The 16411-nt window shown below is 37.0% G+C and carries 14 protein-coding genes; 6 read left to right on the top strand and 8 right to left on the bottom strand.

The window, feature by feature from the left end; translation table 11 throughout:
- Positions 1-38: 38 nt before the first annotated feature.
- Together F564_RS0104310 and F564_RS0104305 are read left to right on the top strand one after the other, a co-directional pair.
- Positions 39-941: a TIGR01777 family oxidoreductase gene (locus tag F564_RS0104310; RefSeq protein ID WP_028121533.1), complete on the top strand. Its 903-nt coding sequence runs from the start codon at positions 39-41 to the stop codon at positions 939-941.
- A gap of 51 nt (positions 942-992) precedes the next feature.
- Positions 993-1535, top strand: a complete 543-nt coding sequence (locus F564_RS0104305) for a DUF1003 domain-containing protein (protein ID WP_028121532.1) — start codon at positions 993-995, stop codon at positions 1533-1535.
- A 72-nt stretch (positions 1536-1607) separates the two neighbouring features.
- On the opposite strand, the gene F564_RS0104300 is transcribed toward F564_RS0104305, so the two are convergent.
- From F564_RS0104300 to F564_RS0104290, 3 genes are all read right to left on the bottom strand, one after another.
- Entirely contained in the window at positions 1608-2720 is a 1113-nt protein-coding gene (locus tag F564_RS0104300; RefSeq protein ID WP_028121531.1) for an FAD-dependent monooxygenase, read from the bottom strand.
- 5 nt (positions 2721-2725) lie between these two features.
- On the bottom strand, positions 2726-3316 hold the full coding sequence (locus tag F564_RS0104295) for a hypothetical protein (protein ID WP_028121530.1): 591 nt from the start codon (positions 3314-3316) through the stop codon (positions 2726-2728).
- Between the two features lie 91 nt (positions 3317-3407).
- A complete protein-coding gene (locus tag F564_RS0104290; protein WP_028121529.1) occupies positions 3408-4274 on the bottom strand; it encodes a sigma-70 family RNA polymerase sigma factor in 867 nt (288 codons plus the stop codon).
- Between the two features lie 606 nt (positions 4275-4880).
- Between F564_RS0104290 and gldD the strand changes: the two genes are divergently transcribed.
- The 4 genes from gldD to F564_RS0104265 all read left to right on the top strand — a co-directional run bounded on the left by gldD (position 4881) and on the right by F564_RS0104265 (position 9806).
- Complete coding sequence (gene gldD / locus F564_RS0104280; RefSeq protein WP_028121528.1) at positions 4881-5438, top strand: gliding motility lipoprotein GldD; 558 nt, start codon at positions 4881-4883, stop codon at positions 5436-5438.
- Positions 5439-5552: 114 nt separating this feature from the next.
- Positions 5553-6473, top strand: coding sequence for a PfkB family carbohydrate kinase (locus F564_RS0104275; RefSeq protein WP_028121527.1), 921 nt, complete (start codon positions 5553-5555; stop codon positions 6471-6473).
- Positions 6474-6528: 55 nt separating this feature from the next.
- Complete coding sequence (locus F564_RS0104270) at positions 6529-8364, top strand: hypothetical protein (protein WP_028121526.1); 1836 nt, start codon at positions 6529-6531, stop codon at positions 8362-8364.
- A gap of 65 nt (positions 8365-8429) precedes the next feature.
- On the top strand, positions 8430-9806 hold the full coding sequence (locus F564_RS0104265; protein ID WP_028121525.1) for a peptidylprolyl isomerase: 1377 nt from the start codon (positions 8430-8432) through the stop codon (positions 9804-9806).
- Positions 9807-9967: 161 nt separating this feature from the next.
- Here the strand turns inward: F564_RS0104265 and F564_RS18680 are convergent, their stop codons facing one another.
- From F564_RS18680 to F564_RS18675, 5 genes are read right to left on the bottom strand one after another with little or no spacing between them, the layout of a single operon-like run.
- Positions 9968-10306, bottom strand: coding sequence for a hypothetical protein (locus F564_RS18680; RefSeq protein WP_034980706.1), 339 nt, complete (start codon positions 10304-10306; stop codon positions 9968-9970).
- 2 nt (positions 10307-10308) lie between these two features.
- The gene (locus F564_RS0104255; protein WP_028121523.1) at positions 10309-14361 is read right to left on the bottom strand and encodes a DUF7948 domain-containing protein; all 4053 of its coding nucleotides are present in this window, start codon (positions 14359-14361) and stop codon (positions 10309-10311) included.
- Positions 14362-14409: 48 nt separating this feature from the next.
- Positions 14410-15495 carry an MBL fold metallo-hydrolase gene (locus tag F564_RS0104250; RefSeq protein WP_028121522.1) on the bottom strand — a complete coding sequence of 362 codons (1086 nt, stop codon included), beginning with the start codon at positions 15493-15495 and terminating at the stop codon, positions 14410-14412.
- 3 nt (positions 15496-15498) lie between these two features.
- Entirely contained in the window at positions 15499-15852 is a 354-nt protein-coding gene (locus F564_RS20535; RefSeq protein WP_028121521.1) for a DUF2116 family Zn-ribbon domain-containing protein, read from the bottom strand.
- Positions 15853-15867: 15 nt separating this feature from the next.
- On the bottom strand, positions 15868-16263 hold the full coding sequence (locus F564_RS18675) for a ribonuclease E inhibitor RraB (RefSeq protein ID WP_051259558.1): 396 nt from the start codon (positions 16261-16263) through the stop codon (positions 15868-15870).
- Positions 16264-16411: the final 148 nt, after the last annotated feature.

Genomic DNA, 16411 nt, shown 5'->3' with positions numbered 1-16411 from the left:
CTTGGACTCGTTTTTGATCTCTGAAAGCAAATTCTTCAATGAAAAAAATTCTTATCAGCGGCGCAACAGGACTTGTAGGTAAAAAACTAGCAAGGAAATTATACGAAAGAGGTTATCAGGTAGAAATCCTTGTCCGTTCCAAACCACAAAAATCAGATTTCAAATCCTATGTTTGGGATTACCAAAATGGCTTTTTGGAAGATGGTGCATTGGATAATACGTATATTTTTATACATCTTGCAGGTGCTTCTATAAGCAATCGCTGGACAAAATCCTATAAAGAAGAGATTTACAAAAGCCGTGTGGACTCTGCTCAGTTTATATTTGAGGAGATGCAGAAGAGAAATATCCATCCGGAAGCTGTGATTTCTTCATCTGCCGTCGGGATCTATGGCCAACAAACCTCTGTTAACATGTTTTCTGAAGAAGATGCACCAGCGGATGACTTTCTTGGCACGGTGTGCAAAGACTGGGAACAGAAAGCCTATCAATTCAAAAATCTTGGAAGTAGAGTGGTCTGTATTAGGACGGCTACTGTGTTGTCAGAAAAAGGTGGCGCACTGGAAGTTCTTAAGAAACCAATCGAACTCAATTTGGGCGCCGCTTTAGGAACTGGCCATCAGTATTTCTCTTGGATCCATCTGGATGATCTGGTCAACATCTATTTCAAAGCGGTAGAAGATGTTTCTATCAATGGTTCTTACAATGCCTCTGCTCCTGATTTTGTGGATAATAAAACACTCACAGATAAGATAGCTTCTCATCTCGGTAAAAAAATATGGCTGCCAAATATGCCTGCGTTTGTCATCAAATTAGCTTTGGGCGAAATGTCCACTTTGGCATTGGACGGAAGCCGTATTTCCCCAGCAAAAATTGAAAACTCTGGTTTCAAATTTATGTATAACAATCTGGATGCAGCACTGCGTGATGTGATCAATTAACGACTTTTTGCAAATCGCTTTTAAAATCCTTACTTTTATCAAAATTTATCAATGAAGTTTACAGAGGAAAATCAGGAAAGAATGACCGTTTTAGAGAAAATAGCCAACGGCATCATCTGGTGGGTAGGTTCTATTCCGTCACTCATTTTCCATACGGTTTTCTTTATTGTCTGTTTTGCATTACCGATTTTCAAGATTGTAGAGTTTGAACATATGTTGTTGGTTCTCACAACGGTAGTTTCCCTGGAAGCTATTTATTTAGCGATTTTTATTCAGATGTCAGTCAATAAAAGTACAGAACACATCGAGGATTTGAAAGAAGATGTCAACGAGATCCAGGAGGATATTGATGAAATTCAGGAAGATATCGAGGAAATCCAGGAAGATGTAGAAGAGATTCAGGAAGACATTGATGAGATACAGGAAGATGTAGAAGAAATCAATGAGGATGATGAAGACGATGATCACAGCGAGCGCGCCAGAACCGTCATGCTGAAAAGTAAAGTGTCCAATAACAAAAACGATATCAAAAACCTGAAAGACAAAATAAAAGAACTAGAAAATCTGATTGAAAGTCTGAAAAAAGAAGATTAGTTGACGGTCATTCTGAGGTTCTAGAAGAGTATTTAAATTTGTCAGTCTGAGGCTCTCGAAGACCAATAAAAACTACAATTCCAATTTCATGATTTTTTCCATTTGTCGTTGATTCACACTTTCTGGCATATTCCTAAAAACAAAATTCCGAAGTCCTGTGAAATTCTCCCACTGCGCCACTTTTCCAAGCGTCCAGCTGGTCTTTACAATATGATTGACTTTGGACTTTCTGATTTTTTCAAATAGATGAAAAACCTTATTCCAATCTCTTTCGGTTTCTAATAATTTGCCAATGATGTAAGCATCTTCCACCGCTTGGCAGCCGCCTTGTCCCATATTTGGCGTCGTGGCGTGCGCTGCGTCACCAATCAAACAGAGGTTTTCAGCAGTCCATTTTTCCATTGGTTTTAAATCAATGATGTTATTCAGAATGATACTTTCTTTTGAAGTTTTAGTGATCATGTCCAAAACATCAGGATGGAATTTCTTGAAGATCTCAATTAGGTTAATATCCTCAGAATAGAATTTCTCATTCACCAAAGCATACCAATACAATGTATTTTCTTTAATCTTCACAAAACCGAAACGTTTTCCTTTTCCCCACATTTCGTAGGCATTGTGCGAATATTTTTCAGGAATTTCTGTGGTCAGGATGCCGCGCCAGCATTTTTGTTTCGCACTTCGGATTTCGCCGGATTTAAGAATTTGATTTCGAACCAGAGATTTCACGCCATCAGCTCCGAAGATGATTTCGCTTTCGATTTCTGTTTTGTCTTCAAAAGTCAAATGATAGTTTTCTTTTTTCTCAATTGTCGAAAGACGCTTATTAAGAATGATATTTTCTGAAATATCCTCACTCAACACTTTTTGAAGTTCCGCTCGGTGAATCGCGATGTTGCAAACATTGGATTTGCTTTCAAGTTTCAGAACATCAGTTTTAGAAATCGTTTTTAAACTTTCATCAGTGATAATTAAGGCGTTCATTTTTGTTCCCGCATTCTCGATTTTCTCTCTTAAACCAAGTCTATCGAAGATCTGCATTGCATTTCCAGCCATGGCGATGCCGGCTCCAACTGGTTTTATTTCCGGCGCACTTTCATAGATTCTGAAATCAATATTATGTTGCTTCAGAACATTTCCCAAAGTCAAACCGCCAATTCCGCCACCGATGATTGATATGCTCATTGTTTTTATTTTATATTTTTTAATTCTGACAACAATTGATTTTGCTTGTTGATAAATAGTGATAAACTATCAGATTTTAATGGATTAGCTTTTTGATATTTCTCGATTTCTGGAAGTGTTCTTCTGATTTTCAAAGCTTGATAAAAGCTAAATATTCTATTGTTGTTAAGTCTGACTTGTTTTTTCAGTTCCTCGAGTTTGTTTTTCTTTACATTAAACTTATCGGAACTATTTTCTACAAGTCCGAGAATTTCTTTTCTCAAAATAGAATCTTGAATTGATTTTGAACTATTCTTAGCTAGTAAGTAGTAATCATCAGAATTACTGACAACATCACTATAAATATTCTTTATTATTTTACCATCTTTTTGTATTGAATTAATTTTTTCATCAAGTTTTTGAAGCTCTTTATCATTCTTTAGTAATTCCGAATAGATTCCATTTAAAATGTCTTGACTTTTGCTCATTCTTTTGATTGGAAAACTGGATTCTGTATTTTCTGCAGCCTTTTCAACAATTTTATTCTTATCAGAATTATTTTCTTTACAAGAATAAACTGCCAAAGTAAGAGAAAGAAATAAGAAAGTTTTTTTCATAGTTAATATAGCTTTTAACAAAGTTAATTTTTAAAATAAAAAAAGCAAGACCAAAAAGTCTTGCTTCAATTACATTCCTAAAAAGGAATTTTTATTTTCCAAGGTAAGATTTCAAGATCTTACTTCTGGAGTTGTGTTTCAATCTTTTGATCGCTTTTTCTTTGATCTGGCGAACTCTTTCTCTCGTAAGGTCAAAAGTTTCACCAATTTCTTCAAGCGTCATTGGATGCTTTCCGTTCAATCCGAAATACAATCTTACTAAGTCAGCCTCTCTTGGCGTCAAAGTCTGAAGCGCTCTTTCAATCTCGATCTGTAGAGATTCCAACATCAGATCCTTATCCGGACTTGGAGATTCACCAGAACGCAAAACGTCATAAAGATTGGAGTCTTCACCCTCCACAAGCGGCGCATCCATCGATAGGTGACGGCCACTGTTTTTCATAGATTCCTTGATGTCTTCCTCGCTCATATCCAGAACTTCTGCCAACTCTTCCGGAGAAGGTGGTCTCTCGTTCTCTTGCTCCAGGTGAGCATAAGCTTTGTTGATCTTGTTGATAGAACCAATTTTGTTCAATGGCAATCTTACAATTCTCGACTGCTCGGCCAAAGCCTGCAAAATCGACTGACGAATCCACCAAACAGCATAGGAGATAAATTTGAACCCTCTCGTCTCATCATATCTTTTCGCCGCTTTCATTAGACCAAGATTACCTTCGTTGATCAGATCGGGAAGAGAAAGTCCCTGATTCTGGTACTGCTTGGACACAGAAACCACGAAACGTAAGTTAGCTTTGATCAATTTCTCCAACGCCGCTCTGTCGCCAGCGCGGATTCTTTGAGCTAAATCTACCTCTTCATCAGCCGTGATCAATTCCACTTTCCCGATTTCCTGCAGATACTTGTCTAGTGATGCGGTTTCCCTGTTGGTAACCTGTTTTGTAATTTTTAATTGTCTCATATAAAAACCTCATTCTTTAGGTTGCATTATATTATACGATCAGAAACCCAAAAAGGTTACAAATATTTTATTTTCACCAGATTAATCTTCAATTTTAACGCTTATTTTTAAAGATTAAGATCATTTGGGCAGCTTTTGACTTTGTCGAATAGCTATTTATATTTTTTTATGGCAGCTATTTCCGCCTTCCGTTCCCGCTTTTTTTTGTCATTGCCAATGAGCTGTGGTAATTGATAGAACTATTCTGCAATCGCAATAACAAAAAAAGAGCTCCACTCAAGTCGGGCTGCAGATGCTGCATAAAAACAACGGTCCACAAAACACATTCTTTGGTCATTCTCATATGAGGTAGAACACTTCAACTCCGCTCAGTGTGATAAGCCAAACCGTCAATTTGCAAAGTCTAAAAGTATCAGTCTAAGCGGAGCCGAAAACTTTTATCAATCTTAAAACAATGGAAACAATCCGCAAAATTTGCGAAGTCTGCGTGAGATGAATTAAGTTTCTCATCTTATATCCAAACTATTTATCTGTAAATCAATTATTCTTAACAAAAATTAAGTATTCAAAATTCTCTGTATCGATTCTAATTGTTATTTTTGCCAAATGTTTAAAAATCTGATCAGAGTTTTCATAGGCTTATCACTTTTCTCCTGTGCCGAAGAACCGGTTCCAAAACCGAAAGGAGATCTGCGTTTGGAATATCCAGCCCCGAAATATCTGAATTTTTCTGCACCTTGCCATTATTCCTTCGATTATTCGGATTTTGCAAAGATCAAAGATGCAAAACAGGCCTGCTGGTACAATCTGTCGTATCCCGGGATGAAGGCCAATGTTTTTATGACTTATTTTCCAATCAAGAATGATTTTCAGCTTCACGTTAAAGAAGTAGAAAAAATGGTTTACGAGCATACCATAAAAGCCAGCGCAATTGATACCAAATTCTTTGCTTATCCAGAGAAGAAGGTCTATGGTAATTTTTATGAATTAAAAGGGCAAACCGCTTCAAACATTCAGTTTTTTGTGACAGACAGTACAAGACACTTTGTGACGGGCAATTTGTATTTCAATTCCCGTCCGCGTCCGGACTCTTTGGCGCCGGCTGTAGATTATATCAAAAAAGATCTTTTGCATTTGATTGATTCCTTTGAGTGGGAAAAATAATCGGACTCAGGAAGTTAGAAGACTTTAAAATAAAACAACAACTGAAAAATTATAACATAATATAAAAAAACTTCGGACATCGGTCTTGCCGCTTCCGACTAAAAAACTTAACATATGAAATTACTAGTAGTAGGAACTGTAGCATTTGATGCCATCGAAACCCCTTTTGGGAAAACGGATAAAATCCTCGGCGGAGCAGCGACTTATATTGGATTGACAGCAGCAGCTCTTGACACAGACGTGAGTTTGGTTTCTGTAATCGGCGGCGATTTTCCTCAGGAATATCTGGATATGATGACTTCCAAAAACATCAATGTCGATGGTGTAGAAATGGTCAAAGAGGGGAAAACCTTTTTCTGGAGCGGAAAATACCATAACGATCTGAACACCAGAGATACTTTGGTCACAGAACTCAATGTCTTGGCAGATTTTGACCCAAAGGTTCCTGAGCATTCTGCTGAGGCAGAAGTGCTTCTGTTGGGGAATCTGGATCCGGTAGTCCAACTTTCTGTTTTGGAAAGAATGAAAAAGCAACCCAAACTGGTGATCCTGGATACGATGAATTTCTGGATGGATATTGCTTGGGACAACTTGATGAAAGTGATTGCGAAGACAGATGTGATCTCCATCAATGATGAGGAAGCGAGGCAGCTTTCAGGAGAATATTCATTAGTAAAAGCGGCCAAAAAAATCCATACAATGGGACCGAAATATGTGATCATCAAAAAAGGAGAACACGGCGCATTGCTTTTCCACGATGGGAAGATTTTTGCAATTCCTGCTTTGCCCCTGGAAGAAGTTTTTGATCCAACTGGAGCTGGTGATACTTTCGCAGGTGGTTTTGCATCGTATCTCACGAAGAAAGGTGATTTCAGTTTTGAAAGTATGAAAACAGCGATTATCGTAGGCAGTGCAATGGCATCCTTCACAGTAGAAAAATTCGGGACAGAAAGGATCGGAAATGTGACGAAAGAAGAACTGAGCGAGAGAATTCACCTTTTCAAAGAATTAACGACGTTTGAATCTGCGATTTAAGTTTTAACTTTACACAAATTTACCACTCAAAAAGGGTGGTTACAAAATATATCAAATGAAGAAGATTTTTTTTCCGGCTGTATTGGCACTGGTTTCTCAGATGGCTTATTCACAATATTTGATCGTTGGCAAAGACAGCATCTCCGTAAAGGATTATATCAAAGAAAATAAATATGGTCTGGAGAACAACGGACCAGACAAGTCGGTCAATTCTACTGTAGAATTTTTGCTTTTACAGCAGTTGGCAAAAGAGAAAAAAGCCGATACGCTTAATTTTTTCGTTAATTCTATGAATCAGAGAATGACGGAACTGAGAGAGCAGAAGTTTTATCCAAAACCGATCATAGATCCTATCCTTCAGGATTTTGTGAATTCTAACAAAACAGAAACTCAGATTTTGCTTTTCATCAAAGAGAAAAAAGCAGATGATAAAACAGATTATAAATCACTTTATAATGAAGTAAAATCCGGAAAAATGAAGATGGAGGATTTTCTGGCCAAAAATGCGGATGCGGATGCTGGAAAAGCTTTTTATGTAAAGCCGGGAATGTTGGATTATGACTTATACCAGCAGGTGAAAAATGCGCCAGTCAATTCTTACACCACATTCATAGACAAACCCAATGTGCTTGGTTTTGCAAAAATTGTGGGCACAAGACCTAGTTTGGGTTATGTGATTTTTGGCGTTTTAACGCTTCCAAATGATGCCAACTACGAAGCGAATAAAGCAAAAATCTACAAAGAATTGGAATCTGGAAAAAAATTCCAGACGGTTGTAAAAGAATTTGGTGCAACAGAGGAAGAGAAAAACTCCGGAGGTGCCGTGATGGGATCGCCCATTTTACCGGACGAAGTGTACAATCTTTTTAAAGGTCAGCCCAAAGAGTTTTACACGAAGCAGCCTATTCTGTTTGGAGATAAATATTTTATCTTTAATATTTATAACATCCAACCTTATGTCCTTACAGAGGACAACAGAAAGTTTTTCCAGAAAGAAATGCTGGCCACTAGCTACGGCGAAGAAGTCACTGCAAAACTTGTAGATTGGCTGAAAACTCAGGACAAATTTACGGAAACACCAGATTTTGTTGAGATCAAAAAATCTTATCAGAACTATCTTAATCCTAAAAATCCAAAAGCGGTACTTTTTTCTTATGGAAAAAATGAGGTGCGTTATGAAGATTTTAAAAAGGCAATAGATGCACAGTACAAAAGCCTGGAGCTGATCCCAACCAGTCAATGGTCTGAGTTGGTGAATTATCAGGCACAACAGTATTTGGTAGGTGTGTATGCTAAAAATTTCGCGACACTTCCTGAAGTAAAACCAGAGGTAGAGGAGCTTAGAAAAAATTTGTTTTCTGAATATATCTTTTCTGAATATCTGAAAGATCAGGTGAAAAATAACCCCAAACTTTACACTGATTATTACAACGAGAACAAATCTAAATTTGTTTGGGAGAAAAGGGCAGTGTCCAGAGCCGCTGTCATTTCTGATCCTAAACTACTGAAGGATGTAGAAAAGGAAATCACAGATCCTCAGAAATGGGATGCACTTAAAGAAAAGTACAAAAACCAAGTGAATGCTAAAAACCAGGTTTTGGTTCATTTCGAAGAAGGTAAGATCCAGGAATCTGGTGATATTTTCAAAAAACATAATGTCCCTTTTAAAAAAGGAACGTTCACAACCAAAATTTCTGACAGGGATGTTGTCGTCGCGATAGATGCTCTTTTGCCCGAGCAACAGATGACACAAGCAGAGGCAGAGCCAGAAATGGAAGATGCAGTAACAGAGAAATTACTGCAGAAAACCATCGCCGAACAGCGTGCAAAAACCAAGGTTGAAATTCAGCCGGCTTTTATGGCAGAACTAAAGAGAAATTTTAAGAAATAATTATAACAAAACATGGAGCAGAATTGGCTGATAATCTTAATTTTGCACCTTAATAAATAAAAATAATGTTGAAATACGCTAAATGTCTTTTTTTACTTTCAATGATTCTGTTTCTAGGTAGCGGAACTTTTTCTGCTCAAGTAAAAAAAGGTCAGCTCATAGATGGGATTGCAGCCGTAATAGGCGATGAGATTGTACTGGAGTCTGACATAGAGGATCAAGCTAATTATGCTAAACAGCAAGGCGCTAATGTGGGAGATAAATGTGATTTTATGGAGAGTATCCTGAATAATAAATTGCTGATATACGAAGCAAAGAAAGATACATTGGTAGAAAATAGATCTGCCGCTATCAAAGAAATGGCGGGTACAAAATATTCACAGATCCTTTCTCAGTTTCCGGACGAGAAAGCGATGTTAGCAGCTTACAAATTCCGTACTTCCTACGAGATGAAAACAGCCATCGAGAAAATTGATGCGGATAACTACTACGGCCAGGCAAAGTACGGAAGAATCACAGAGAAAGCTGATGTAACGCCCAATGAAGTTACAGATTTTTATAACCAGTTCAAATTCCAATTGCCTAATGTAAAGGACGAAGTTTCACTTTCGAAGATCAGTATGTTCCCAAAGATTTCTGCTGCTCACAAAAAGGAGATTGTTGATAAGCTTAATAAAATCAAAGAAGATATTAAGAAAGGTGACAGTTTTGAAAGCCAGGCAAGAATCTATTCTGAGGACGAGGGATCTGCTGCAATGGGAGGACTTTACAAAAATATTAATATGGGTCAAATGGTAAAACCTTTTGAAGCCGCCGCACTTAATTTACAAGAAGGTGAGATCTCAGATCCTGTGGAGTCCGAATATGGTTACCACTTGATTACACTCGTCAAAAGAAATGGTAAGAAATATGATGCAAGACACATCCTTATCAAAAGTACACCAAACGCGGAAGAGATTGCTTCTACAAGGAAGGTGATAGACAGCATCAGAACATTAATTATGGACAAGAAATTGACTTTTAAGGATGCGGCATACAAATTCTCGGATGACAAGAGCAACAAATTCTCTGCGGGAATTATGACCAATACCCAAGATGGTTCTGACAAATTGGAAAAACTAGGTCTGGATCCAACGGTATCGTATCAGATCGCAGGTCTTAAAAAGAATGATATTACAGAGCCTTTCCAGCAGGAAGATCAGCAGAAAAGAAAGATGTTGAGCATTATTCAGGTCAATGAGGTCATTGATGCACACCAATTGGAGCTATCCACCGACTACGAAAGAATCAAAGAAATGGCACTTAATAAAAAGAAAAATGAAATCGTTGAGAAATGGGTAAATGCAAAAATCCCTTCTATCTTCATCTCTTTGGATAACAAATACAAGGAATGCAAATTCCACAGCAACTGGCTGAAAAGCAGCGTTGTGACAACTAAATAATTTGTCATAACAGCATATTAAAAAGGATGAGCAGAACGCTCATCCTTTTTTTGTGCTATGAAAGTCTGATTGAGGTCATGAAAAGAAATTGAACATCTGTTCTATGAAAGCACCCTACCGATTGTAAGTCTTTCATCTTTTATCTATTTTCTTTTCTCTACTTAGTCTTTCTCCAAGATCTTAAAATCGGTAAATTTACCATTCCACTTTTCATTATAGGTCGAGAACTCGATGGCGGTAATTTGTCCCATTGTCACATCAATCACGTAACTCAAGCCTTCTTTCAGACCTTTGATTTGGATATTTGCACCAGTACTGAATAAAGCATTGGTGTCATCCAGTTCATCATGAAAATCGATATATTCCGTGTTTACATCCAATCCCATAGGTGTCAATTTCCGCTCAGTAACTTTCAAATGAGAAATATGAGATCTCAGCTGTGGGTATTTTGAGGTCAAACCTTCTAAGAGGATAAGTTCTAGTTCGTTTAGTTCTTTCATAATTAATTTCTGTTTTGGATGACCACATAACCTTCCATGATTCTGCCGTCGCTTAACTTAATTTGGTACCAGTAGTTATCCGTTGGTAGTTTGCGTCCGTTGGATTCGCCATTCCATTCAAAAGCTTCACCTTTTGTAGTGGTGTTGACAAGCATTGTTCCATTTCTATCAATAATTCTAATTTCGGAATTGGGATAGTTTTCTATGCCGGATATTTTCCAGGTATCATTTACACCATCATTATTAGGCGTAAAGATGTTGCTCAATGAAAAGATGCTGAACGATTTTGAGCCGAGGGCACAACCTAACTTTGTTTTTACAAAAACGGTATAACTGCCATTTTTCAGATTTTCAAATTGATTAGAAATCTGCCAATTAAGCTGATCCAAAGAATAGAGGTAATCACCCGCAAAAGACATGCGAATGATGACGTTGCTGTTGCTGATCAAGATATTCTGGATCTCTGCTAATTTTGCTTTTCTTACGTTGGCACTTGCTGTATTTTCACAAATTGGTGTCGTAGTGGTCGTCACTTTTACAGTATAGGTCTGTTCTTTGTCTGCTCTGATAATTTGTGTTTTTTCACCGGTGTTCCATTCATATTGATAGCCCACACCGTAGCCAGCATCCAAAATCACACCTACCACATCATCGCAAAACTCGGCATCGTTCTGCAGACTTATTTTTGGTTTAGCATTGAGGGTCAGACTTAATTTTACAGACTCATAACAACCCAGAGCAGAGCTTATTTTTACATCGAAGATATTAGGGCCGATATTAAGATCTGTATTCCCGGTAGCGATTTCGCCATTGCTTTTCGTAAATATGAAGCTGTAATCCTGAGGATTGGTAATGAGCTTTATTTTATAATCATCTACATTGATTGTTTTGAAATTTTCTGTTGTATCGTTACATAAGGTTTCGGAATAGTCTTTTGCAGAAAGAAAATTGGTCACCACATTCACTTTTACGGCAAGTTTCATTGTGCTTTCGCAACCATTTACAATTTGAGAAGCATAGTAAGTTGTTCCGTTTTGCAGCAGGGTTGTTACTGGTAGTTGGATTCCCAGATGGTTGTACCAATTAACAGCCGTACCGGTGACAGCTATTTCTTTCAGAGTAGGATTTGTAGCTGAGCAAAAATTCTGAGTTGGAACACCAGTTGGTGGATTAGGATCGGACAGATTGATCAGTATATCCAGCTTATCACTTTCGCAGCCATTCATATTCTGAGAAACATAATATTTTGTATGATCCGTTAATACCGTAGAGAGATCTGTAATTTGGGTTCCGTTTTTATCATACCATTTTGCATTGGTTGCTGTCACCACAATATCCGATATTTTTTTCTGATCAATTTTGCAGAAAGTTTGAGTTGGATTTGCAATTGGCAAAGGTTGCGGCGTGATTTCAACTTGCTGGGTTTGTGTTGAAGTATTCCCATTTCCGTCATCGTATTTCCAAGTAATTGTATAATTTCCAGGGAATGAGTAAGATAACGGGTCTGAAGTTGTAGCAATTATTTTTCCTTTACAATTGTCGCTAGCTGTTGGAATTGTTGTGATTGTAGTTTTACAATCGCCAGTTGTTTTTGTGAGAGTTGGATTGTCTGGAATTGGTTTTGTCGTGTCGCCTACAAAAACATTCGTCGTGAAAGTTCCGTCGCAGTCTCCAGATCCTGTAATTAGGCAAGAATATGTCCCACTGTGAGCTGTTGTTGCACTCAGAATTGTAGGATTTTGTTGTGTAGAAGAAAATCCATTTGGACCAGTCCAGGAATAATTTGTACCGCCAGAAGCGGATAGTTTTATGTCATTTCCAGGGCAAGTAGATGGTGCAGCGGAAATTTGAACATTGTTTTGGCAGTCTTTGAATTTCGACACTAAATAAAATCCCCAATAAGGATTTGTTCCCATAAATGTACCTGAAGTACCAAAATTAGGAATTCCTATTCCATACGTGTAAACATAGTTATTACTATTGAAAATACTAAATGATTCAGGATAGTAAGTTCCCCAAATTTGATTTCCATTACTATTAAATTTTGAAATATAACCAGAACGATGGGTGTAACTACCGTTATAATTAGAAATATACCCGTTTGCCGTCACAAGACCACTGTCATTTCTTGAGCCTCCTGCTATGAAAATGTTTCCATCTTTATTTACAAACATATCATATACAAGATCCTCTATGTTTGTATCAGCACCATAATATGTTCCCCAAATTCTTTTTCCGAAAGGGTCTAATTTTGCTAAAAAAACATCCGAATCCGTTCCGCCAAAACTTGATTTGTGAGATCCTGGTGTTGCAATATCCTGATCCGCTGTTGTATTTCCGGCAATATAAATGTTACCTGATGAATCTGTTCCTAATCCATATATGAAATTATTTTTTACATTTTGTCCACTCTGTGGAAAAAGTAAATCTCCTCCATAGTATGTTCCCCAAAGCTTATTAAAATTCTTATCAAATTTTAAAATTAAGGAGTTTGCAGAACCAATAATTACTTCTTGATGAGTTCCTAATGTAGCTTGATTTGGGAAACTTGGGTCATAACTATATGCAGAAAAAATATAATTGTCCTGAATATCTACTGCATTTTCATAAATAATTTCTGGTAAATAACTTCCATATAATTGTACCCCATTGGACGAAAATTTAGCAAAAAAACCAATCCAATAGTTATATTTAAAGTACTGAGAATACGCATTACCAGTAGCGATCCCAGAATTACTATATGTTCTGCCAGAAATGATTAAATCATCATTACTGTCTAATGACAAAGAAAGAATTTCATCAAAATCATCTCCTCCAAAATAGGTACCCCAAAGTCGTTGTCCTAATTCGTTGAATTTCATTATCAATCCTTCAACACCATAGCCCGTTGCAAACTCTTTATGTGAACCCGGAGTTGTAATATTGCTTGAATAACCGTTTTTCTGTTCAATAGCTTTTCCTACAACTATTATATCATTGGATTTATCAATCTTAAAATCATTGATGGAATTCATAAACCCTCCGTTTGAATAAAAAGAAAAGTTCCCTATGAAAGTACTCCATAGTCGCTGACCAGAAGAATTGAATTTTGACAAAAGAGAATACTCGTCATAGATACTACCAATATTTGTTTGAAATGCACCGCTTGTTGTAAGATTTGGCGTTTGAGGTACTGAAATTTGAGTTGAAATATATGTATTATCCTTATTGTCGGTTCGGATATTTTTCACCTTTTCATTATAAGAATTACCCCAATAATATGATGCCCAAATCCTCGTAGGAACTGGATCTATCACAATTGTTTTATCAGAATTATTTACAGAAGACTCAAATCCGAATGTGTGATTTCCAAGATCTTTAAAATTTACAGCTATATTTTGTTTTTTATCATCCTCAATCCAAGAATTCGGGATATTTTCCTGCATTTCACCAAATCTTAGAGCCATACAAAGCTTGCCATCTTTCAATTTGGTTTTGGCTCCATCAAATTTCATTTTAATGTCAGACACTCTTGCGCCAGGATGAATGAGGAAATGATACTCCACAGGTTTTGTAGAATCCTCTGGCTTGAAGAAAACAAGATCTACTTTATCATAAATATTTTTATAAGTAACTTTTTTGTAACGGTGAACAAAACGTACACCTTCTTTCTTATCCGGAAGATTGTAGTAATTTTCATAATCTTCCGATTTTCCTTCCGCAATAATTTCCGGATTCTTTTTGGAATCAATTAAGTCAATGTCAATCCTGTGATACTTATATTGAACTACTTTGTCAGATGCATTTATTCTCTGATCTGAGAATGTATTCTCTTTAGCTTTCTTTTTTTTTTTCTCTTGGATTTCAGTTTCATAAACATCATAAGAAAAACCATTTTCTCTAATCTGAACATTAAGACCGGGAGAATTGAGAAGGTATTTTACATCAGGATTTGCTTTCCCATTCTGATCTACGATCTGGCCTTTGTTCTCGTAGAAAGAATAATCATTATTTTTCTTCTGAGCAAAACAGTGGAATGAGAGTAATATTAAAATGAAAGAATAGATTTTACTCATTTTGCGGTGATAGCTTTCCGCAAAGATAATATTTATTTTAACAGAATTTTAAGATTTCCACCATTCCGTAAAAGTTTGATAATCATCATCTAGATTTAGTTTGGAGCCAATAACTGGTGTGGAGATTGTGAAGCTTTTTCCGCGGCAGTTTTCAGAAACTTTCTGCAAAGGTTCGTTCCAGGCGTGTTGTGCCAAAGAGAATTTTGCAGAATGCACAGGCAATACTTTTTTCACATTGAGATCTTCCGCAACTTGGATAAATTCTTCTGGTAAAGTATGAATATAACGCCACTTTTCATTATACTGTCCATTTTCTAAAATAGCCCAGTCAAATGGACCAAACTTCTCTCCAATCTCTTTAAAATGAAAATCATAACCGCTGTCACCGCCAAGGAAGATTGTTTTGCTAGGCGTTTGCAGAACATAAGATGACCAGAGCGTATTGTTTCTCCTGAATTTTCTTCCGGAAAAATGGCGCGCTGGTGTAGCCGTGATCCTGAAGCCTCGGGATATGTCTTGGTCTTCATACCAATCCAGTTCAGTCATTTGATTCTCATCAAATCCCCATTTCTCAAAGTGGGCGCCTACGCCGAGGCCACAGATGACCTGGCCAATTTTTGGTTTCAGACTTTTCACCGTTTTGTAATCCAAATGATCGTAATGGTCGTGTGAGATGATCAGAAAATCGATCTCAGGGAAGTCTTCTGTAGCATAGATGTCTGTGCCTGCAAATGCCTTTGTTGTCCCAGGAATCGGCGATGCATTCCCGCTGAAAACAGGATCTACCAGAAACCGTTTCCCGTCTAGTTGGAAATAGTAGGAAGAATGTCCCATCCAAACCAGAAAATGATCCGTAATGGGTTGGTTTTTCAAATCTATTTTCTGGGTTGGTAAGGGTTTTTTCGGGATTTTGTTTTCCGTTTTATCAGTCAGGAATTCCCACAACACTTTTCTCATCGTATAACCTTCTGCTACGGCTGGTGTAAAGCTTAGGTTCTGGAACGTACCATTCTTGTAATTCGGGGATTGCTTCATGCGCACCAGTCGTTTGCCAGAGAATTCTCCTCCAAAAACAGGAAGTTTGTAAAGGTAAATCACGAAGGCAGATAGCAGGATGAGAAAAATAAAAATCATAGTTTAATCGGTCTTTTTTACAATGAGTACCCAGTCGCTGTCAAGGATTTTATACCCTTGATCGTAAACGAAAAAATACTGAGAGCCGTTTTTATAAGTCACGATTTGCGTCACAAAATCGAAATCAAAACCGGCGTTCTGTAATTTAAGACGATTGACTTTTGATTTTCCTTCAAAATTATTTTCAGACAGGATTCGGTAATTTTTGCGGAGTCTGTTGTTCACATTCCGCATATAATTGGTAGATGTTTTATTTTGCTTATTATTGAAGGCATTTCGGCAGGCATCGGAGCAGAATTTCTTGTCGGATCTGCCAATGATTTTGTCGCCGCATTCTGGGCAGGTTTGTGTTTCCATATGTGTGTTTTATTTTTAATCTTTTTCTACAGATGTTTCCCACCCATCGTAATCCGCATTGTGGTTTTTAGCTAACTGCCATAAGTATAAAGTGTATTCATCAATGTGATTATAGTCAACGTGGTCCAATCTTTTTATCTTAAGACCGAAGGGAAGTTCAATGTTTTGATCATAAGTTTCTTCAACCACTTCAAAGTTTTCTTTCCTAACTTTATCGCTGTATTTTTTTCTTTCAATTTCATTCTTAAAATAAATCCAATGAAAAACTTCTCTAGCTATGGACAAGTTATCTCCGTTTCTTTCCAGATTTTCCAAAACACTTCTATTTGAAATGCTTTGAAAGTCAATTTCATTTGGATAAAGATCAAGATATGCATTCCAATTTTTGTCTTCCTTTGTATGGACTGACATTTCATAATTGGGATATTCTTTTGAAAATTTTTCTGCTTCAGTTTTAAAAACCTTTGCATTTTTAAATTAAAATTATAAAAACTTTTCCATTTGCAAACGATTACAAACGGATATAAATACTTTTCTACCGTTTCGGGGTTTCTTTTTG

Origin of the sequence: Epilithonimonas tenax DSM 16811 (genome assembly GCF_000428485.1) — a bacterium.
Classification (GTDB): domain Bacteria; phylum Bacteroidota; class Bacteroidia; order Flavobacteriales; family Weeksellaceae; genus Epilithonimonas; species Epilithonimonas tenax.
The sequence above is the reverse complement of the archived record's forward strand: the minus strand, read 5'-3'. Positions and strand labels throughout refer to the sequence as shown.

Bases quoted from the DNA above. Each gene is read 5' to 3' on its own strand.
- F564_RS0104255 (WP_028121523.1), bottom strand. From the start codon at position 14,361: ATGAGTAAAATCTATTCTTTCATTTTAATATTACTCTCATTCCACTGT.
- F564_RS0104300 (WP_028121531.1), bottom strand. From the start codon at position 2,720: ATGAGCATATCAATCATCGGTGGCGGAATTGGCGGTTTGACTTTGGGA.
- gldD (WP_028121528.1), top strand. From the start codon at position 4,881: ATGTTTAAAAATCTGATCAGAGTTTTCATAGGCTTATCACTTTTCTCC.
- F564_RS0104265 (WP_028121525.1), top strand. From the start codon at position 8,430: ATGTTGAAATACGCTAAATGTCTTTTTTTACTTTCAATGATTCTGTTT.
- F564_RS18680 (WP_034980706.1), bottom strand. From the start codon at position 10,306: ATGAAAGAACTAAACGAACTAGAACTTATCCTCTTAGAAGGTTTGACC.
- F564_RS18675 (WP_051259558.1), bottom strand. From the start codon at position 16,263: ATGTCAGTCCATACAAAGGAAGACAAAAATTGGAATGCATATCTTGAT.
- F564_RS0104295 (WP_028121530.1), bottom strand. From the start codon at position 3,316: ATGAAAAAAACTTTCTTATTTCTTTCTCTTACTTTGGCAGTTTATTCT.
- F564_RS0104310 (WP_028121533.1), top strand. From the start codon at position 39: ATGAAAAAAATTCTTATCAGCGGCGCAACAGGACTTGTAGGTAAAAAA.
- F564_RS20535 (WP_028121521.1), bottom strand. From the start codon at position 15,852: ATGGAAACACAAACCTGCCCAGAATGCGGCGACAAAATCATTGGCAGA.
- F564_RS0104275 (WP_028121527.1), top strand. From the start codon at position 5,553: ATGAAATTACTAGTAGTAGGAACTGTAGCATTTGATGCCATCGAAACC.
- F564_RS0104305 (WP_028121532.1), top strand. From the start codon at position 993: ATGAAGTTTACAGAGGAAAATCAGGAAAGAATGACCGTTTTAGAGAAA.
- F564_RS0104290 (WP_028121529.1), bottom strand. From the start codon at position 4,274: ATGAGACAATTAAAAATTACAAAACAGGTTACCAACAGGGAAACCGCA.
- F564_RS0104250 (WP_028121522.1), bottom strand. From the start codon at position 15,495: ATGATTTTTATTTTTCTCATCCTGCTATCTGCCTTCGTGATTTACCTT.
- F564_RS0104270 (WP_028121526.1), top strand. From the start codon at position 6,529: ATGAAGAAGATTTTTTTTCCGGCTGTATTGGCACTGGTTTCTCAGATG.